This window comes from Methylomonas montana (assembly GCF_030490285.1).
GTDB lineage: Bacteria > Pseudomonadota > Gammaproteobacteria > Methylococcales > Methylomonadaceae > Methylomonas > Methylomonas montana.
The window spans coordinates 757,563-776,956 of record NZ_CP129884.1; the positions used below are offsets into that span (position 1 = coordinate 757,563).

At 53.9% G+C, this 19,394-nt stretch carries 20 protein-coding genes and 1 other RNA gene; 14 read left to right on the top strand and 7 right to left on the bottom strand.

Annotated features, from left to right (window positions below):
* Positions 1-24: 24 nt before the first annotated feature.
* The 5 genes from QZJ86_RS03745 (at position 25) to QZJ86_RS03765 (ending at position 4,861) form a co-directional block, all read left to right on the top strand.
* Positions 25-1,524 (top strand): helicase HerA-like domain-containing protein, encoded by a 1,500-nt coding sequence (locus tag QZJ86_RS03745; RefSeq protein ID WP_301936539.1) that lies wholly within the window; start codon positions 25-27, stop codon positions 1,522-1,524.
* 82 nt (positions 1,525-1,606) lie between these two features.
* Positions 1,607-1,981, top strand: coding sequence for a VOC family protein (locus QZJ86_RS03750; RefSeq protein ID WP_301936541.1), 375 nt, complete (start codon positions 1,607-1,609; stop codon positions 1,979-1,981).
* Between the two features lie 47 nt (positions 1,982-2,028).
* Entirely contained in the window at positions 2,029-2,712 is a 684-nt protein-coding gene (locus QZJ86_RS03755) for a helix-turn-helix transcriptional regulator (protein WP_301936543.1), read from the top strand.
* A gap of 176 nt (positions 2,713-2,888) precedes the next feature.
* Positions 2,889-4,316: a phosphomannomutase gene (locus QZJ86_RS03760; protein WP_301936544.1), complete on the top strand. Its 1,428-nt coding sequence runs from the start codon at positions 2,889-2,891 to the stop codon at positions 4,314-4,316.
* Positions 4,317-4,414: 98 nt separating this feature from the next.
* Positions 4,415-4,861: a hypothetical protein gene (locus QZJ86_RS03765; RefSeq protein WP_301936546.1), complete on the top strand. Its 447-nt coding sequence runs from the start codon at positions 4,415-4,417 to the stop codon at positions 4,859-4,861.
* A 101-nt stretch (positions 4,862-4,962) separates the two neighbouring features.
* On the opposite strand, the gene cysN is transcribed toward QZJ86_RS03765, so the two are convergent.
* Genes cysN through cysD form a run of 3 tightly spaced genes read right to left on the bottom strand, consistent with a single transcriptional unit; the run spans position 4,963 to position 8,000 of the window.
* Entirely contained in the window at positions 4,963-6,588 is a 1,626-nt protein-coding gene (gene cysN / locus QZJ86_RS03770) for a sulfate adenylyltransferase subunit CysN (RefSeq protein WP_301936548.1), read from the bottom strand.
* 39 nt (positions 6,589-6,627) lie between these two features.
* The gene (locus QZJ86_RS03775; RefSeq protein ID WP_301936549.1) at positions 6,628-7,077 is read right to left on the bottom strand and encodes a DUF4124 domain-containing protein; all 450 of its coding nucleotides are present in this window, start codon (positions 7,075-7,077) and stop codon (positions 6,628-6,630) included.
* 14 nt (positions 7,078-7,091) lie between these two features.
* Entirely contained in the window at positions 7,092-8,000 is a 909-nt protein-coding gene (cysD, locus tag QZJ86_RS03780; protein WP_301936550.1) for a sulfate adenylyltransferase subunit CysD, read from the bottom strand.
* Between the two features lie 90 nt (positions 8,001-8,090).
* Between cysD and QZJ86_RS03785 the strand changes: the two genes are divergently transcribed.
* The gene (locus QZJ86_RS03785) at positions 8,091-8,513 is read left to right on the top strand and encodes a hypothetical protein (RefSeq protein WP_301936551.1); all 423 of its coding nucleotides are present in this window, start codon (positions 8,091-8,093) and stop codon (positions 8,511-8,513) included.
* Positions 8,514-8,630: 117 nt separating this feature from the next.
* Positions 8,631-10,001: an O-linked N-acetylglucosamine transferase, SPINDLY family protein gene (locus QZJ86_RS03790; protein WP_301936552.1), complete on the top strand. Its 1,371-nt coding sequence runs from the start codon at positions 8,631-8,633 to the stop codon at positions 9,999-10,001.
* Here QZJ86_RS03790 and trxC read toward each other — a convergent pair.
* From trxC to QZJ86_RS03810, 4 genes are all read right to left on the bottom strand, one after another.
* Complete coding sequence (gene trxC / locus QZJ86_RS03795) at positions 9,996-10,430, bottom strand: thioredoxin TrxC (protein WP_301936554.1); 435 nt, start codon at positions 10,428-10,430, stop codon at positions 9,996-9,998. The genes QZJ86_RS03790 and trxC overlap by 6 nt on opposite strands.
* A gap of 66 nt (positions 10,431-10,496) precedes the next feature.
* Positions 10,497-11,450, bottom strand: coding sequence for a zinc metalloprotease HtpX (locus QZJ86_RS03800; protein ID WP_301936556.1), 954 nt, complete (start codon positions 11,448-11,450; stop codon positions 10,497-10,499).
* Positions 11,451-11,456: 6 nt separating this feature from the next.
* Positions 11,457-11,765 carry a chaperone modulator CbpM gene (locus QZJ86_RS03805; protein ID WP_301936558.1) on the bottom strand — a complete coding sequence of 103 codons (309 nt, stop codon included), beginning with the start codon at positions 11,763-11,765 and terminating at the stop codon, positions 11,457-11,459.
* Positions 11,766-11,768: 3 nt separating this feature from the next.
* The gene (locus QZJ86_RS03810; protein ID WP_301936560.1) at positions 11,769-12,713 is read right to left on the bottom strand and encodes a DnaJ C-terminal domain-containing protein; all 945 of its coding nucleotides are present in this window, start codon (positions 12,711-12,713) and stop codon (positions 11,769-11,771) included.
* Positions 12,714-12,974: 261 nt separating this feature from the next.
* Between QZJ86_RS03810 and ssrA the strand changes: the two genes are divergently transcribed.
* The 7 genes from ssrA to QZJ86_RS03845 all read left to right on the top strand — a co-directional run bounded on the left by ssrA (position 12,975) and on the right by QZJ86_RS03845 (position 19,382).
* Positions 12,975-13,371: a transfer-messenger RNA gene (gene ssrA, locus QZJ86_RS03815) on the top strand.
* 163 nt (positions 13,372-13,534) lie between these two features.
* Entirely contained in the window at positions 13,535-13,843 is a 309-nt protein-coding gene (locus tag QZJ86_RS03820; RefSeq protein WP_301936562.1) for a nucleotidyltransferase domain-containing protein, read from the top strand.
* Positions 13,840-14,298, top strand: a complete 459-nt coding sequence (locus QZJ86_RS03825) for a hypothetical protein (RefSeq protein ID WP_301936564.1) — start codon at positions 13,840-13,842, stop codon at positions 14,296-14,298. Before QZJ86_RS03820 ends, QZJ86_RS03825 begins: the two co-directional genes overlap by 4 nt.
* A gap of 55 nt (positions 14,299-14,353) precedes the next feature.
* Complete coding sequence (locus QZJ86_RS03830; RefSeq protein WP_301936566.1) at positions 14,354-16,198, top strand: class I SAM-dependent DNA methyltransferase; 1,845 nt, start codon at positions 14,354-14,356, stop codon at positions 16,196-16,198.
* Positions 16,188-17,555 carry a restriction endonuclease subunit S gene (locus tag QZJ86_RS03835; protein ID WP_301936568.1) on the top strand — a complete coding sequence of 456 codons (1,368 nt, stop codon included), beginning with the start codon at positions 16,188-16,190 and terminating at the stop codon, positions 17,553-17,555. Before QZJ86_RS03830 ends, QZJ86_RS03835 begins: the two co-directional genes overlap by 11 nt.
* A 251-nt stretch (positions 17,556-17,806) precedes the next feature.
* The gene (locus QZJ86_RS03840; RefSeq protein ID WP_301936570.1) at positions 17,807-18,100 is read left to right on the top strand and encodes a helix-turn-helix domain-containing protein; all 294 of its coding nucleotides are present in this window, start codon (positions 17,807-17,809) and stop codon (positions 18,098-18,100) included.
* On the top strand, positions 18,090-19,382 hold the full coding sequence (locus QZJ86_RS03845; RefSeq protein ID WP_301936572.1) for a type II toxin-antitoxin system HipA family toxin: 1,293 nt from the start codon (positions 18,090-18,092) through the stop codon (positions 19,380-19,382). Before QZJ86_RS03840 ends, QZJ86_RS03845 begins: the two co-directional genes overlap by 11 nt.
* Positions 19,383-19,394 lie beyond the last annotated feature (12 nt).

Below are 19,394 nucleotides of genomic sequence, written 5' to 3' on the forward strand. Positions count from 1 at the left end.
CTGTCGATTTTTCTGGAAGCTCCCATGACCGAACCCTTGCTGATCGCCAAATCCGCCAACACCGAACTTTGCCTATTGCCAGCCATGGCCAATCGCCACGGCTTGATCGCCGGCGCCACCGGCACCGGTAAAACCATCACGCTGCAATCCCTGGCGGAAGCGTTCTCGCAAATCGGCGTGCCGGTATTCATGGCCGATGTGAAAGGCGATTTGTCCGGCATCAGCAGGACGGGAGGCGGCAATGCCAAAGTCGAGGCGCGGCTGGCCGAGCTGGGTATAGACGCTAGCTATGCGGCGGTGCCGACGTTATTTTGGGATGTGCTCGGTAAAAAAGGCCACCCCTTGCGTTCGACCGTGTCGGAAATGGGACCATTGTTGCTGGCGCGAATGCTGGATTTGAACGAGGTGCAAAGCGGCGTACTGACTGCCGCCTTCAAAATTGCCGACGACAACGGCTGGCTGTTGCTGGACTTGAAAGACCTGCGGGCCTTGCTGCAATACGCTTCGGAAAATGCCTCGGAGCTGTCCGGCGAATACGGCAGCATCTCGGCGGCCAGCGTCGGCGCGATCCAGCGCGGCTTGTTACAACTGGAGCACGAAGGCGGCGAGAACCTGTTCGGCGAGCCGGCTTTGGATTTCAACGACTTGCTGCAAACCGACGGCGGCCGGGGCGTGATCAATATTCTGGCGGCCGACGCCCTCTATAATTCGCCGCGCGTCTACGCCACCTTGCTGCTGTGGCTATTGTCCGAGCTGTTTGAAAATTTGCCGGAAGCCGGCGATTTGGCTAAACCCAAACTGGTATTTTTCTTCGACGAGGCGCATTTGCTATTTAACGACGCCCCGGCCGCGCTGCTGCAAAAAATCGAACAAGTGGTGCGCTTGATTCGTTCCAAGGGCGTGGGCGTGTATTTTGTCAGTCAAAACCCGCTGGATATTCCCGACGTGATTTTGGGACAACTTGGCAACCGCGTGCAGCACGCTTTGCGCGCCTTCACGCCGCGCGATCAGAAAGCCGTGAAAGCGGCTGCGGAAACCTTCCGGGCCAATCCAGGCCTGAATGTAGAAACCGCGATTACCGAACTGGGCGTGGGTGAAGCCTTGGTGTCTTTCCTTGACGAAAAAGGTACGCCTATGCCGGTGCAACGGGCCATGATCAAGCCACCGAGTTCCCGAGTCGGCCCGGCCAGCGACGCCGAACGCCAGGAATCGATCAGCACCTCCGTGATTGCCGGGCATTATGAAAAACAGATTGATCGCGAATCGGCTTACGAAATTTTGAAAGGCCGCGCCGAAAAAGCCGCGCCGCCCGAGCTCGCCGGCGAGAGCGGCGGTTCAGGCTCCGGTTTTAATTGGGGCGAGGTATTGCTGGGCGGTGTTACCGGCAAATCCCGTTCGCGCCGTAGCGGCGGCCAAAGCGTATTGGAAGCGGCCGCCAAAAGTGCCGCCCGCAGCATCGGCCAGGAAGTGGGCAAGCAAATTATTCGCGGGGTGTTGGGTTCGCTGTTGGGCGGCCGGCGCTAACGCGAAAACATTGCTGACATAACGCTGTCAGTAGGGCTGTTTTAGGATGACGGCTCTTTTAACGACAACGAGGAAACGCATCATGATTAACAATGTAGCAACTTGGTTTGAATTGCCGGTGACCGATATGCCGCGCGCCCAGGACTTTTACCGTAGTGTCTTCAACGCCTCATTCAAGGAAGAGGAAATGGGCGTTTATCAATTGGCAATCTTCGAAGCCGAGGAAGGCGCGGTCAGCGGTATGCTAGTGTTAGGCGAACATTACCAGCCCAACGCGACCGGCGCAGTGGTGTACTTCAACGGCGGGGCCGATTTGAGCGAAGCGCTGGCCAAAGTCGAGCCAAGCGGCGGTAGCGTGTTGATGCCGAAAACGCCGATTCACGATGGCGAATGCGGCTATTTCGCGATGTTTCTCGATAGCGAAGGCAATCGAGTCGGCGTCTATTCTCAAGCTTAATTCCTTCCAGGACGGCGGCCAAGCGCTTGGCCGCCCATTCTCAGCCCATGCGTCGAGCCGATCGTCTGTTTCAAATCGTCCAAATCCTCCGTAACAAGCGGCTGGTAACGGCCAAGGCCTTGGCCGAGCGCTTGGAAGTTTCCGAACGCACCATCTATCGGGACATCCAGGTTTTAAGCCTGTCGGGAATTCCTATCGAAGGCGAGGCCGGCGTCGGTTACATGCTGCGCCATTCGTTAGACATACCGCCGATCATGTTCAGCGCCGCCGAACTGGAAGCATTGGTGATCGGGGCGCGGATGGCAAAAACCTGGGCCGGCACCGAGCTGGGCCATTCGGCGCAATCGGTGTTGGACAAGATTGCGGCAGTGATCCCGGCAGAATTGCGAGATAACATCGAGCGCAGCAAACTGTTTGCCCTGCGTTTCGGCGCGCGTGAAGACATCGATATTACCCTGGATATTTGCCGCAAAGCCATCGATGACAAGCGCGTGCTACGTTTGACTTATCGACGCGCCGACGGCGAGCAAAGTCAACGGCGGATACGGCCGCTGGGATTATATTTTTGGGGCAATGTCTGGTCCTTGGTTGGCTGGTGTGAGTTGCGCGACGATTTTCGCAATTTCCGGCTGGACCGTATTCTGGGCATTCTGGTGGAAACGGAATTTTTTGAAGATGGCGAAGGCCGCAGTTTGCAGGATTTTGTCAGGCAAATGACTGGCAGCCATTAATGTGCGCATTTAAGACGCGACGGACACCGAAAAATCCTGATTTCGATCATGTATTTTTATTTATCATGTCGGCCTGACGCGATGGACTGTATTTTTGCGATAGGCTCATAGCGAGTCCAGCGGCCGTAAACGGCAGCCAGCCACCCCATTTCTCAACTTCGGAACTGAAAATCCCCATGACAACAATCAATACCCAACAAATGATGGCCAATAGCGGCGTGGCGTTCGGCACCAGCGGTGCGCGTGGCCTGGTCGGCCAGATGAGCGATCAAGTATGCGCCGCCTACACCTTGGCGTTTCTGCAAGGGCTGGCTTTGGCGCGACCCGGTCAAAAAATTGCGCTGGGCATGGATTTACGGCCGTCCAGTCCGGCGATCGCTCGGGCTTGCGCGGCGGGCATTCGTCAGGCCGGTTGCGAAGTGGAGTTTTGCGGGGTGTTGCCGACGCCGGCATTGGCGCTGTATGGTTTGGTGCATGGCTTACCGGCCATCATGGTCACCGGTAGCCATATTCCGTTTGACCGCAACGGCATCAAGTTTTATCGGGCAGAAGGCGAGATCAGCAAGGCCGATGAAGTAGCGATGACTGGCGCGGTGGTGGATGTGCAAGCGCTTGCCAATGACGAATCTTTGCCGGCCGTTAACGGCAAGGCTTTACGGGAATTTCAACAGCGCTATACCGATTTGTTTGCCGACGATTTACTGAAGGGCTGGCGAGTTGGTGTGTACGAACATTCCAGCGCCGCCCGCGACGTGTTGAAAGACATCTTGTCCGAACTGGGCGCGGAAGTGATCGGTTTGGAGCGCACCGATACCTTCGTGCCTATCGATACCGAAGCGGTCAGCGACGCCGATCGTCAACGCGGCCAAGCCTGGGCCCGTGAACATAAACTGGATGCGATCATCTCCACCGACGGCGACGGCGACCGGCCCTTGATCGGCGACGAAACCGGCGAATGGCTGCGCGGCGACATCGTGGGTTTGCTGTGCGCTAAATTTCTGGGCGCCGATACCGTGGTGACGCCGGTCAGTTGCAATACCGCTATCGAAGCTTCCGGATTGTTCAAGCAGGTAGTTCGCACCCGTATCGGTTCGCCGTATGTGATTGCCGGCATGGAGCAAGTTTCAAGCGGTGGCGTAGCCGGCTTCGAAGCCAATGGCGGCTTTCTGGCCGGCAATGGTTTGGCGGTAAACGGTAAAGTTTTGACGGCGTTGCCGACCCGCGACTCGGTACTGCCGGCTCTGGCGATATTGGCGATGGCAAGGCAGCAAGGCGGCAGGGTGTCGGCTTTATTAAGCGATTTGCCGAAACGCTATACAGCCAGCGACCGCTTGCAGGATTTTCCGGTCGCCAACAGCCGGGCGCTATTGGATAGATTGCAAGGCGATGACAGCGCTTATCGAAGCCTATGGAGTACCGAACTGGGGACGGTGATTGGGCGAGATTTGACCGACGGTTTGCGGTTGACTTTCGATAACGGCGAAATCGTCCATCTGCGCCCCTCCGGCAATGCGCCGGAACTGCGTTGTTATGCCGAAGCCGACGGCATGGCGCGCGCTGAATCACTGGTTAGTTCCACGCTAAAACGGATTGCCGGGCATTGAGTGTTTGTATGGTACGCCAGTAATAGTGTTAATCAGCCGTTAAGTTTGGCTGGGGTATTCTGTCCCTGCGTTAATAACTATTACTAAGGAGTTTCACCATGCAACACAAAAATGTATTTTTGGCTTCACTGTTGTTAATTTCTGGCTCCGCTTTCGCCGAAAGCCCTGTTTTAGGCGGTATTGCCAAGCAAGCCGCGACCAGCGCCGCAACTGTGGCAGTGCCGACTGCGGTGCCGGGTGCGACAACGGCAGCTCAGGCTGTCGAATCCGCGGGCGCGGCAAAAAAGGCTGTACAAGCAGCGCCTGGCGTGGTTAAGGATCAGGCGCAGGATGCGGTGAAAGACGCCGCGCAGCAAAAAGTGGAGCAGGCGGTGCCGGCGGAAGCCAAGCAAGGCGTGGAAACCTTGAAAGCCGGCAAGGAAGCGGCAACGGATCTGAAAGGCAAAGTCGATGCGGCGCCTAAATCAACCGGCGAAGCGGTCGGAGTAGTAAAAGGTAAGGCTAAAGAAAAAGCCGCAGAGAAAGCGCTGGATCTATTGAAATAACAACTGTAGCTTGACGCGGAAACCTCTGCATTCGAGGTTTCCGCTCATTTAATCGCTAAAATCCTCATACCGCTTACCGTCAAGCTGACGGTAAGCCCCATTTAATGAATCACTTCCCGATTTTTCAACGCAACGTAAATCTCATCGACGTTGTATTGATCGCAATCGAAACTCAGATCGGCGGCAGCCGGTTTTTCATCGAGACATAAACACAACAAGCCGGCGTTTTTGATCGCGTTAGCCAGCGCATCGTTCGCTTGTTCCAATACCGTGGTGGCATGGCCGGTATCGAACAGTTTACGTTCCAGCTGATAAGCCACTTGCTGGGCATTGGCGCCGCTCAAGGCAATGATGCTGGCGGTTTGGCTAAAGCGTATCGCCCGCTCGGCCGCAGACACCGGCGACCAGTCTTCGGCGCTGGCGTCGCCGGTGATCATGCCGGCGCCGACCGTGACGTTGGTCAGTCGGTCGATGACGATAAACGAGCCGGTGGTTTTGTTGCGCTTGTAGGGGTCGAACACCACCGGCGCGTTGACCGCCACGGTGCAGGAGCCAATTTCGTTGAGTTTCAATTCGTCGGCGTCGTGATGTTCCAGCGTGTTGACGTCGATGCGGTGATGAATCATCGATACCGAGCCGGACACACTACGCGTCGCCAGCTTGATCGTATATTGGCGGCCGGGCACCATGGCTTGCTCGGTCATCCAGACGATAGTGGCTTTGAATTTGTCGGCAATGCTGGGCGCAGCTTGCTGCTGACCGAGGATGATGTCGCCGCGGCTGATGTCGATTTCGTCTTCCAGCGTCAAGGTGATCGCCATTGAGGCAAAAGCTTGTTCCAACTCGCCGTCGAAGGTAACGATGGACTTGATCTTACTGGTTTTGCCTGACGGCAGCGCGGTGATTGCATCGCCCTTGTGGAACACGCCGGATGCCACAGTGCCGCAGAAGCCGCGGAAATCCAGGTTGGGACGGTTGACGTATTGCACCGGGAAGCGTGCGTCGTCGAAATTGTGATCGCTGGCGATTTCGATGCTGTTCAGCAATTCCATCATCGGCATGCCGGTAAACCAGGGCATATTGGCGCTGGGGTTGACCACGTTGTCGCCGTCCAAGGCCGACATCGGGATGAAATGCACGTCGTGCAACTCCAAGGTTTTCACGAAGGCCAGATAGTCGTCCTGGATTTTGCGGTAAGTTTCTTCGCTATAACCTACCAAATCCATTTTATTGATGGCGACGATGATGTGCTTCAGGCCCAGCAAGGATGCAATGAAACTGTGGCGCTTGGTCTGGGTTTGCACGCCGTAACGAGCGTCGATCAAAATCACCGCCAAATCGCAAGTCGAAGCGCCGGTCGCCATGTTGCGGGTGTATTGTTCGTGGCCCGGCGTGTCAGCGATGATGAATTTGCGGGTCGAGGTCGAGAAGTAACGGTAAGCCACATCGATGGTGATGCCTTGTTCGCGCTCGGCTTGCAAGCCGTCCACCAGCAAAGCCAAATCGATCTTGCCGGCGCCGGTGGTGCCGGACTTGACGCTGTCGGCTTGCACCGCCGCCAGTTGGTCTTCGTAAATCATTTTTGAATCGTGCAGCAGGCGGCCGATCAGGGTGCTCTTGCCGTCGTCGACATTGCCGCAGGTCAAAAAGCGCAGTAATTCCTTGCGTTCGTGTTGAGCCAGATAGGCGTTGATGTCGGTACTGATTAAGTCGGATTGGTGGGACATGGTTTTAGGTTCAAGGTAAAAGGTTCAAGGCACAAATATTTATCGACACCACTGGCTTTCGCAGGGAACGCCGTCGTTGTCGCCATCCATTTCGGTGTTTGGGCAGTGATTGATGAAAAAAGTCGCTTCCTCGCAGGAAGTCATTTGCGAACAGCGGGTACGGCCGTCACATCGAGTATTTAGGAATTTGTTTGCCGAAGCGCTGGACGCAGGGGTTGAATTGGCTTGCTCTGTGTTAGATGTGCTTTGGAAAAGGCTTTTGAATTTATTAGCCATTCTGGATAGAAACGGCTCATGCGCTTTGACTTCTGCAAGTGGCTGCAACTCGACAGTTTCGCGATTGGCTTTGCTGTCGCAAGCTGTATCGGAATAAGTCACGCGGCCGTTAGCATCACTGCATTTATAAACCGCAGCCAAGCCGTCGGTCGAATAAAGCAAGATAAAAGCCAAAAATAAATTTCTCATCGCCGTTAATACTTTCACATTCATCAGACCGCCGAATTTTAAAAGTAACCCTCGCGCTTCTTCTGCTCCATAGAACCTGCCTGGTCGTGGTCGATCAAACGGCCTTGGCGTTCGGAGGTGGTGGTCAGCAGCATTTCCTGGATGATTTCCGGGAGCGTCGTGGCGGTGGATTCGACTGCGCCGGTCAGTGGATAACAGCCCAGCGTGCGGAAACGCACCATTTTCATTTCGATTTTGTCGTCGGGGCCGATCGGCATCCGATCGTCGTCGACCATGATCAGCATGCCGTCTTTGTTGACCACCGGGCGTTCCTTGGCGAAGTACAACGGCACGATGGGAATGTTTTCCAGGTGAATGTATTGCCAGATGTCCAGCTCGGTCCAGTTGGACAGCGGGAAGACGCGGATAGACTCGCCCTTGTCGATCTTGCCGTTAAAGACGTTCCACAATTCAGGACGCTGGTTTTTGGGGTCCCAGCGGTGGTTCTTGTCGCGGAACGAATAGACGCGTTCCTTGGCGCGGGATTTTTCCTCGTCGCGGCGGGCGCCGCCGAAAGCTGCGTCGAACTGATATTTGTTCAGGGCTTGTTTCAGTCCGTCAGTTTTCATCACGTCGGTGTGCTTTTTACTGCCGTGCGTAAACGGGCCTATGCCTTGTTCCAGACCCTCCGGATTGATGTGTACCAGTAAGTCTAGCCCCAGTTTTTTGACCATCTGGTCGCGGAACTCGATCATCTCCCGGAATTTCCAGTTAGTGTCGACATGCAGCAGGGGAAACGGCGGTTTGCCGGGGAAAAATGCCTTCATGGTCAGATGCAGCATCACCGCCGAGTCCTTGCCGATGGAATACAGCATTACCGGCTTTTCGAATTCCGCCGCCACTTCGCGAATGATATGGATGCTTTCTGCTTCGAGCTGTTTCAGATGGGTTAATTTATAATCGGTCATCAAATATCCGGGGCGCACGGCCATGTTTGCAAACAAGTGTAAGCGTGCCATTTTAAAGGCAAACCCCCCTCGACGCTATCGGCAAAGCTTATGAGACAGATGCACGGACTGGAAAAATTGCGGCGGCAACAGCCGGGACTGCTGAATGCTCAAAAACTGGCGGAGCTGCTATTGGCTGATTTACGCCATTGCCATTGCAGTATTTACGGCTGTATCGGCGACGATGAGCGAGTGTTGTTGGCGGAACTGGATTTGTTGCCGGACAGCCTGACATACGAAATGTTCGACCAGCGCGTCGATTTGATTGTCGCCGGACCAATACTGCGCGCCGATTGCGTGCCGTTAACGTATCGGCTGCAAGGCGAACAGTTTGCGATCAGCGGCCGCTGCTCGATGATCGCCCGGGTGTGCGGTGTGGATTTGTATTTGCAGCGCAGTTACACCGGCGTGGTCGGCGACATCGCCCGGCAAAAATTTGCCATTCCAGTGAAGTCTTTGTTGCAGATGATGTAGCGATTCGTCGTTGCGCCCGATAAATCGGGCTGGTCGGTGGATATGGAGTACCATGAGACTCAGGTCCCGTGCATGTTGGCGGGCATATGGGGCAGGATGGCGGCGGAGCGGTAAGAGATGAAACACTATGATCGCAGTCGTAGCCTTTGCGAATGGGAGCGTTTGGCGGAGTGGCGCGAAAAAATGCGCGATAGCCTGGCGGCCGAGGAAAGCAACACTATTTCGCCTTTTCATTTGTTGTCGATACCGGGCGTGAGCGCGGCGGAACAACGGCTCAGCGCCGACCTTTGGTTGAAAGATCGTATAGATGCCAGCGCCGGTGAGCGAGCCGATCTGAGGTTTAGCTATGATGCCGTCAGCAAACCCAAAATTCGCTTGGGGTATTTGTCTTGCGATTTTCATGATCACGCCACGTCTTTTCTGCTGGCGGAGCTGTTCGAAGCCCACGACCGGCAGTTTTTCGAAGTGTTTGCCTATTCCTACGGCGCGGACGACGGCAAGGACATGCGCCAGCGGCTTTGCCGCAGTTTTGACCGCTTCGTCGACCTGCAAGCGCTGTCTTTATCGGAGGCAGCTCAAGCTATCCATGACGACGGCGTCGACATTCTGGTGGATTTAAAAGGTTATACCCGCGGCACCCGCACCGAAATATTGAGCTATCGGCCGGCGCCGATTCAGGTCAATTACCTGGGTTATCCGGGCACATTAGGCGGCGACTTCTGCGATTACATCATTACCGACCCGTATCTGACGCCGGCGGCCTGCGCGGCCGATTACAGCGAGGCATTCGCTTACCTGCCCGATAGTTATCAACCTCATGGCCGGCATGCTGAGATTGGCAAGCTTACTAAACGCGCACAGCATGGCTTGGACGCACACAGTTTCGTGTTTTGCTGTTTCAATCAGGCTTACAAAATTACGCCGGAAGTATTCGATATTTGGTGCCGCTTGCTGTATAGCGTGCCTGGCAGCGTATTGTGGTTGCTGAAAAATTCGCAAGCCAAGGGCCGGCTCAGAAATGAGGCTTATCAACGCGGCATCGCGCCGGATCGATTGATATTTGCCGACGATCTGCCGCAGATCGAGCATTTGGGCCGATTGGCCCTGGCTGATCTGGTGCTGGATACCCAGCCCTACAATGCCCATACCACCGCCAGCGATGCCTTATGGGTTGGCGTGCCGCTGGTAACTTGCGCGGGCGATACCTTTGCCTCGCGGGTGGCTGGTAGTTTATTGCATGCCATCGGCTTGCCGGAATTGATCGCCGCCGATTTGGAAAGCTATTACGACATAGCCCTGGAATTGGCAACCAGTCCGGCGCGTTTAAGCGAGCTCAAACAAAAGCTTGCCGACAATCGCCTGAGTACGCCGTTGTTCGATATCAAGGCCTATACCCGGCATTTGGAAGCTTTGTATAAAACCATGTGGCAGCGGCACGCTGCCGGCGATCTGCCCACCGCGATAGGCCAAACCGAGCCCTTGTTATAACTGGCTATTGACCCAGCGCACGATGTCTTGTGCGCTCAGTGCGCCGGATTGTCTAGCCAGTTCTCGGCCGCCCTTGAACAGAATCAGCGTCGGAATGCTGCGAATGTTGAAACGTGCGCTGATTTGTTGCTCGGCTTCCGTGTCGATCTTGCCGAATCGAACACGCGGTTCCAGCAGTTGCGTGGCCTGCGCAAAAGCCGGCGCCATCATTTTGCACGGACCGCACCAATCCGCCCAAAAATCCACCAGCAGCGGAATATCGTTGCGGGCCAGATGTATCTCAAAGCTTTTCGCAGTCAACGCCAAAGGATGGCCGTTGAACAATGTTTGGTGACATTGCCCGCATTTGGGGCTTTGCGACAGGCGGTTAGCCGGTAACCGGTTGACTGCTTGGCAATGCGGGCAGACTAAATGTAAGGATTCGCTCATAAAATTAATCTCGGCGCTTGAGAATGGGATTGTAGGGGCGAATTTATTCGCCCAAGGAATAACCGATTATCGCCACAAACCGCCCATGCGCCAACGTGCCGGCCGGATAGCCAACCGGTTACCGTAACCCGGCGCGATGAACGGTTCTTGCCAAAGCGTTTGCGGCCGGCTGGGACTGAGGGCTTGCAGGCGGCGGATGCGTTCGGCGGTCGGTGGGTGAGTGCGTAACCAGGAGGGTGCCGGGTTGCCCCAGCCCGGCAGCAATATCGACAACCAGCTGCCGCCGACTTGTTCGATGCGCGCCAAGGCCGTTGCTAAACCTAATGGATCGCCGGTCAGCGCCGCCGCATTCAGATCGGCATCGTATTCGCGGATGCGGGATAAGCCCAACTGCATCAACAAGGCCAAATGCGGCGAAAATAAAAGCAGCAACAAGCCCGGCCAATTGATTTGAAAGTTGACCCCGCCGAACAGCAGCAAGGGGATAGCCAGTATAAGAAACATCTGCCCCGTGGCCGCGAACAATGCGGTAATCCGGCTCACCGCGTCGGCCAAGCCCATCACCCGCAAATCGTTATTGGCGATATGCGCCATTTCGTGCGCCAGTACCCCGGCCAGTTCCCGTGAGTTAAGTTGCTTGAATAAACCATCAGTCAGGGCGATGGCCGATTGTTGGCGGCTGCCGACTGCAAACGCATTGATTAGCGGGCTGGGAATGTAATACGGCGTCGGGATGCTCGGTAGCTCAGCGCGCTCGGCTAACACTTGCAAGATTTGCCAGAGCGCCGGGGCTTCCTGCGGATAGATCGGCCGCGCTTGGTAAAGACGCAGCGTCAAGCGCCAGGCTGTAGCCGGTTCGAAGAGCAGTGCAAACACGCCGGTCGCCAAGGCGAGCCAGATGCCTTGTTCGCCGAATAGCAGGCTGCCGGCCAAGGTGCAGATCGCCAATAAAGCCAGCATCAGCAGCATGGTTTGCAGCCGGTTAAGCCAGCGATGGCGATGCCATTCGGCGACTTGCATTCTTGGTTACTCCAGGCCGGCCCGACGCAGGCGGCGGCGCAATTCGTCGATCTCTTCCTGCATGTCCGCGACCAACGCGGCCAGCTCCGGCACTGCTTCGAAATTGCGTTCCAAACTGACGATGCGCCGTACCCGCACCAGATGCGCGCTGGAAAAACGCCACTCGGTATGCTGTTGCGGTAGCGGGTCGAGCAAGCCTTCCTCGACATGCCGGGCGATCCATTCCGGTTCCACCGCACAGAGCGTCGCCAATTGCTGCAAAGTCAGGCCACTGTCCTCAAGAACCGCGTCGATCAAGTTCTCTGGTGTTTGCATGCGTTAACTCCTTTGGTTCGCGCGTGGGTCGAAAGCCAGTTCGCGCGCCATGGTTTCGTACAATTCTTTAGCTCTTTGCGATTTGGCCGGCGGCAATACCACTTGAATATCCAGCAGCAAATCGCCGGGCGTCGCGCTGGGGATGCCCTTGCCGCGCAGCCTAAGTTGCTGACCGCTTTGGGTGCCTTCCGGAATCCGCACCTTCAACCCGGTATCGAATAAGTTCACCGGTACCATCGCCCCCAGCGCCGCTTCCCAAGGCGTTACCGGCAGGCTCATATGCAGATTGCTGCCGTCTACTCGCAAACGCGGATGCGGATTGAAATGCACTTCCAGCAACAAGTCGCCGGGTTTGCCCTTGCCCAGGCCTGGCGCACCCTGACCGGCCAGACGGATGATCTGGCCCTCGTACACGCCCTTGGGAATTTTTACGTTCAAGGTGCGGGTATCCAAACCGACATGGCCGCCGGCATCCATGCGCGGTACCCGCAAGCTGATTTGCCGGGCGGCGCCGTTAAAGGCGTCGGCTATATCCAGCAGCACTTTGGCGTGATGATCCTCGCCTTGGGCTTGAAAGCCGGCTTGGCTTTCGAACGGCCCGCCGCGCGCTCGGCCGGCGCCCATCTTCCCGAATAACTGGCTGAAAAAATCGCCGAAATCGGCCGTATCGGTGCTGGAAAACTCGAAGCCGGCATCCCAATTTGGCGGCGGATGAAACTCCTGTCCTGGCCGGTAGCCGCGTCCCAATTGATCGTAAGCCGCGCGTTTTTCCGTGTCGGACAGTACCGCATAGGCTTCGTTAAGCTCCTTCATGCGGGCCTCTGCATCCGGTTCCTTGGAGATATCCGGATGATATTTGCGCGCCAACTTGCGGTAGGCTTTTTTGATGTCCGCCAGCACCGCCTCGCGATTGACGCCGAGAATCTGGTAATAATCTTTATATTGCACGCAGTTGCTCCTATTGGCGAAGTGACGAGGGCCGAGCGCTATGTTTTTCGTTGATTTATAGCGGATAGCATGGGCTGGGACAACTTATAAAAATGCGGGTAGATCAGTGTTGAGCGCAAGAGGCCGCGAGCTGTCACCTAAAGCAACTTAACGCTAGGACGGATTGGCTTAGGCGAGTGGGAAATGGGGTTCTTGAAATAATTGATTTCAAACCCATATTACTGACAATTATTTTAGCGATTTGCTAAAATGAAATCTCTTGGGGGTGACATGGCTTCGACGTGGGTAGCAAAACCTCAGGTGCATGCCGAGCACAGTACAGCTCGTAAAACCTACTGAAACTAAGTATTCGCAAACGACGAAAACTACTCAGTGGCCTTAGCAGCTTAAAACCTGCACCACTTCTCTGACTGTGTGTACTTATGCGTGCAGAGTTCCTAAGTATCCTTCGGGGTGTAAGGGAGCGTTCAGGGATCATATTACATAAGATCGCGCCAAGGCTTAGTTCGGAGCCCGAATCGCTAAATCCAATCGAAATCGCTGTTGATCCTCTTGGCCCGACGGGTAGTCAACAGTTAAATCAAAAGCGCGGGATAAGCATGTAGAGCTTGTGGCGGAGTGCTTGCGGACGGGGGTTCAATTCCCCCCACCTCCACCAAATACTAGTACCAGAAAAACCCAAGACGTACCCAACCCTGCGAAGTATCTAGCTTCGCGGGGTTTTTTATGTCCGATAAAGTCTACTAAAATCACAGCACCCATTCGTTTACCTGATTACATGGCTGAAAGGCGTGCAGATGCTGTTAAAGGAGCGATAAACCATGCGGTTATCACAATCTCAAGCCCAAACAATACGTGAAAGCGTCCTAAACAATTTTGGTGAAGATGCCCATGTGTGGTTGTTCGGCTCAAGAGTACGAGATGACGAGAAAGGTGGCGACATCGACCTCTATATTGAGGTCCAATCGCAATCGGCCGCGGACTTGATCAATAGTAAGTTGAAATTTCTACGTGATTTACACAAAAGGCTCGGGGATCAAAAAATCGACGTCGTGTTGCGTAAGGCCAATGGCTCGGTTGACTTACCTATTTATCAAATTGCTAAACAGACCGGGATTAAGTTGCAATGATTACTGTCATACAAGAGATACTAAAAATCTGTGACCGTCATGCTGATAGACTGCGTTGGGCGGTGAGTCAACTGCAATGCCATGCGCCATTTGACGAACAAGGTTTAAGTCGTTTGACCGATACTGAGATTGCCGTCTTGGATCAGTTTTCTGTGCGATTTGGGAAATTGCAGGATGCAATGGGCGCCAAGCTTTTTCCGGCTGTGTTAGAACTTACAAAAGAACCGGGTGAGTTGAAAGCTTTTATTGATAAGTTGAATCGCCTTGAAAAAATTGGTGCGATTCCATCGGCAGATGATTGGTTGCTGCTGCGTGAAGTCAGAAACACCTTTGCACACGATTACCCGGATGATCCTGAACTCAAAGCAGAAGTCATCAACAAAGCTCTTAATCTAACCGCATCTCTTCTTGATGTGTTGGATGCGGTAAAACGTTTCGTCCAACCTTATTTGTAGTGATTGGTAAACACCGATAAATCCCACTAGACTCCAGAATCAATTTAAAAACCTCATGCCCATGGTCAATGACGACGAACAACAGTTTTTAAACAACCTCGATAAAAAACTCTGGACCAGCGCCGACAAGTTACGCGCCACCCTGGATGCCTCGCAATACAAACATACCGTACTCGGCTTGATCTTTTTAAAATACGTCAGCGACTCGTTTGATATTCGGCGTCAAGAGCTTACCGGCCAATTTAAAAATCCGTATCACGAATACTACTTAGACCCTGCTGATTTTGGCGGTGCGGACAGCGCCGACTATCAAGCGGAAATCAACACCGAACTGGAACAACGCGACTACTACGCCGAAACCAACGTATTTTGGGTGCCGAAAGTGGCGCGTTGGGAGTTTTTGCAAAACCAAAACAAGGTGGTCATTAACGGCGTGATTTGGCTCAATAAAGCCGGTGAGGTGCTTACCCAAGCACCGGAAGACGAAACCGAAAAACGCCTATGCACCCGTATTAGCTCCGTCGGGCAATTGATCGACCATGCGCTGGAAGCCATCGAACAAGACAACGCCAAACTCAAAGGCATCCTCAACAAACGCTATACCAGCCTGCAAATCGACCCCGCCAAACTGGGCGAGCTGATTGATTTAATCGCCACCATCCCGTTTAAACACGCCAGCCTCAGCAGCAAAGACATCCTCGGCCATGTTTACGAATACTTTCTCGGCCAATTTGCCTTAGCCGAAGGCAAAAAAGGCGGGCAGTTTTACACGCCCAAATCCATCGTCAGCCTGATTGTGCAAATGCTGGAACCCTTTAAAGGCCGCGTCTACGACCCAGCAATGGGCAGCGGCGGTTTTTTTGTGCAATCGGAAAACTTTATCCGCGAGCATCAAGGCCGCATTGGCGATGTGTCGATTTACGGCCAAGAATACAACCACACCACTTGGCAACTGGCCGCCATGAACATGGTGATTCGCGGCATTGACTTTAACTTTGGCAAAGAACCTGCCAACACCTACACCAACGACCAACACCCCGATTTACGCGCCGACTTTGTGATGGCCAATCCGCCGTTCAACATGCGCGAGTGGGATACCGGCGTCAGTGACGACGATCCGCGCTGGGTGTACGGCAAACCGCCCAGCGGCAACGCCAACTTTGCCTGGCTGCAACACATGCTGTATCACCTCGCGCCCAACGGCAGTATGGGTTTGTTGCTCGCCAACGGCTCCATGAGCTCCAACACCAACAACGAAGGTGAAATCCGCAAAGCGCTGATCGACAACGACTTGGTGGAATGCATGGTCGCCTTGCCCGGCCAATTGTTCACCAATACCCAAATCCCCGCCTGCATCTGGTTTTTAACTAAAAACAAAGGCCAACGCACATCGGCTAGCGGCAGGACATTACGGGATCGCAAAGGCGAAATTTTGTTTATCGACGCCCGCAATCTGGGCTACATGAAAGACCGTGTATTGCGCGACTTTAGCCAAGCCGATTTAAACAAAGTCACCGAGACCTTTCATTGTTGGCAAACCGTAGGTTGGGCTGACGACTGCATGGATGCAGGAGGTAGGGCAATGCGGGGAGCAATTGCCGAGCAACGCGATGCCCAACAAGCCCAAGTGGCCGAATCTGTTGGGGTTCCTAACGTCACCCCAACCTACGCCGACATTCCTGCCTTTTGTAAATCCGCCACCCTGGCCGAAATCCAAAAACACGATTACGTGCTGACCCCCGGTCGTTATGTCGGCGCGGCGGATGCCGTGGAAGATGGCGAAGTGTTTGCCGAGAAAATGGCACGATTGACGACACAGCTTAAAAGCCAGTTTGAACAAGGCGATAAGCTAGAAGCGGAAATTAAAAAGAACTTGGCGGGGTTGGGTTATGAGTTCTGATGTGCGATTGCTAAAGCTCTCGGATATTTGCACAGATGTTTCTTATGGTTATACAGAAAGCGCAATCGACGAGGCGGTTGGCCCAAAGTTTTTGAGAATTACTGATATACAGGGCGGGGAAGTAAATTGGAAAAATGTGCCGTACTGTTCGATTGATGAAGAAAAAGTTGCCAAGTATTTATTGGAACATGGAGATATAGTTGTTGCTCGTACAGGGAATAGTACAGGCGAAAATTACGCATATAAAGGGAATGAACAAACAGTATTTGCTTCGTACTTAATTAGATTTCGTATCGATAGACTAAAGGCGAACCCATTTTTTATTTGGTATCAAATGCGATCGCGGCGTTGGTGGGATTTTGTTGAAAGCTCGAAAAGCGGCTCGGCTCAGGCAGGTGCAAATGCAAAAGTTCTTGGTGCATTTGAAGTTAACTTGCCTTCATTGTCATTACAAAATGAAATTGTTCGTTTCTTGGAGAGCATTGACAACAAAATCCAACTCAATCGCCAAACCAACCAAACCCTGGAACAAATCGCCCAAGCCCTATTTAAAAGCTGGTTTGTCGATTTTGAGCCTGTTAAAGCCAAAATGGTTGCCAAACAAGCAGGCGTAAATGCCGAGCAAATCGAACACGCCGCCCTATGCGCCATCAGCGGCAAAACCCCGGAACAACTCGCCCAACTCGACCCGCAAACCCTACAACAACTCAAAACCACCGCCGCCTTATTTCCCGATGCCTTGGTAGATTCTGAGTTGGGGGAAATACCGGAAGGGTGGGAAATTACAGTATTAGGTGAATTGTTAGAGTTCAATCCTAAGCGCACACTTAAATCTGGTACGTTAGCGCCTTATCTTGATATGAAAAATGTTCCTACTCAAGGGCACTTGGCTGATGAAGTTTTGTTACGGGAAATGGCAAGCGGAACAAAATTTATCAACGGAGATACATTGCTGGCTCGAATCACTCCTTGTCTGGAAAATGGTAAGACTGCATACGTGGATTTTTTAGAAAAAGAGCAGGTCGGTTGGGGGTCAACTGAGTATATTGTCATGCGACCAAAAAACGGTAGGCCGACTTCGCTAGGTTATATGATTGCTCGGTTGGATTCATTTAGAGCAAAAGCAATTCAAACTATGACAGGTACTAGTGGTCGTCAACGTGCTAGTTCTCAGGCACTAGCGGAACAAGCATGGGTCGATTATCCCATCGAACTATTAAACATTTACGATCTTGTAGCAGGTCGTTATTTGGATAAAGCCAAAATTAATGGGGACGAAAATAAAGTATTGTCTGAGCTCAGAGACTCTCTACTCCCCAAACTCCTCTCCGGCGAAATCAAGCTGAGTAATTTTTAATTATTCAAATTTAGTTTGTTTTCATTCCCCCCTCACCCAACCCTCTCCCGCGAGGAGAGGGAGCTTTTACAACAGCCTCCGCAGGGAGAGGGGGCTTTTACGACACTCTCCGAAAGAAGGGGAAGGGGATTTTTCCCTCTCCCTCTGGGAGAGGGTTAGGGTGAGGGAATTTATTGATGGATACAGTGATGTCTATTTTCTGCTTGTATCGCCTATAATGGATACCATTGTATCCATGTGACTGATTAATCATGCGTCGATTTTTATTGCTGGATGAGGCGGAAGTGCAACAGGCGTTTGCTGCCCATCTGCGTGGCCTGCGTGAACAGGCAAAATTGTCGAGAGAAGCGCTGGCGGAGCGTAGCAGTGTGCCTGCCGCGACCATCAAAAAGTTTGAACGCACGGGGCAGATCGCTTTTCGGCAACTGCTGCTGCTTTGGCAAAGCCTGGATGATTTACAACGCTTGTATGCCTTGACTCAGCCCGCAAGCAAGGGCGCGGCGCTGCCCAGCTCGATTGATGAGGTGCTGAAAGATGAATTTTAAGCCCATCCAAAAGCTAACCGTGAGTCGCACGTTGTCAACCGGCGATTCGGTAGCGGTGGGGGTGCTGGCGCAAAATCGCCAGGGGGTGTTTTTTCAATACGATGCAATTTACCTTGAGCGCTACGGTAACGTGTCGCCGTTTACTTTAAAGCCGAGCACGGAACTACAGCGGGCGCCCGCTGCGCCGCACCAAGGTATTCACGGGGTGTTTGCCGATTGCCTGCCCGATGGTTGGGGGCTGCTGTTACAAGATCGGGTGTTTCGTCAGCACGGTATTTTGGCGGCGCAAGTGACCGCGATGGACCGGCTGGCGTTTGTGGGGCATAACGGCATGGGGGCGCTGAGTTTTGAGCCGGTAGCGGATTGGCTGCCAGACATGAGCGAGGCGATTGATTTGGCACGCTTGGGTCTTGAGGCGCAGGCACTGTTCGAGGGTGAAACGGAGCAAGTGCTGGCCGATTTGGTGGCGGTAGGCAGTTCGGGTGGAGCCAGGCCCAAGGCGCAATTGTTTATGTCGCCGGATCAGCCGCAGCACTGGCGGACGCGGGCACAGCCGGGCGATGAGGCGTGGTTGGTGAAGTTCACTTCGCAAAATCTGCCTTTGGGGCACGAAGAGGGTTTATGCGAAGCGGCGTATTTGCAGTTGGCGCAGCGGGCGAGCCTTGAGCCGCCCGAATGGCAGTTATTGCATGTGCCTACCCGCAATGGCCGCCGTTCCTGGTTGGCGGTAAAACGCTTTGATTGGCTGGGGCGTGCCGGGCATATGGCCGGGCGCTATCATTTGCACAGTGCCTGTGGCTTGTTGGATGCCGATTTTCGTACCCCCAGTCTGGATTATGCCGATTTGATTAAGGCCAGCCGACAGCTGTGCAAATCGCCTGCCGTGGGGCAACGGCAATTTCGGCGGGCGTTGTTTAATTTGTTTGCCTGTAATCAGGACGATCACAGTAAAAACTGGGCATTTTTGCAGGATGACAGCGGCGCTTGGCGCTTGGCGCCGTTTTATGATGTGACGTTTAGTCCGCATCCTTACGCCGAACATGCCACGTCATTTGCGGGTTACGGAAAAAACCCACCTCTTAAAGCCATGCAGGCGCTGGCTCGCCATGCCGGATTTGCCAACTGGAAACTGGCGCAGCAAGCCATTGCGGAAGTCGTCGATGTCGTTGCCGGCTTTGCTGACGTTGCCAGAGAGCTGGAGGTTAACACGGAAACGATAACGCTGATTACGCAGCAATTAAACGCGGTTTGGCAAGCCAATAAGGCTTTGCTTGCCTCTTGAAACTGACACGCT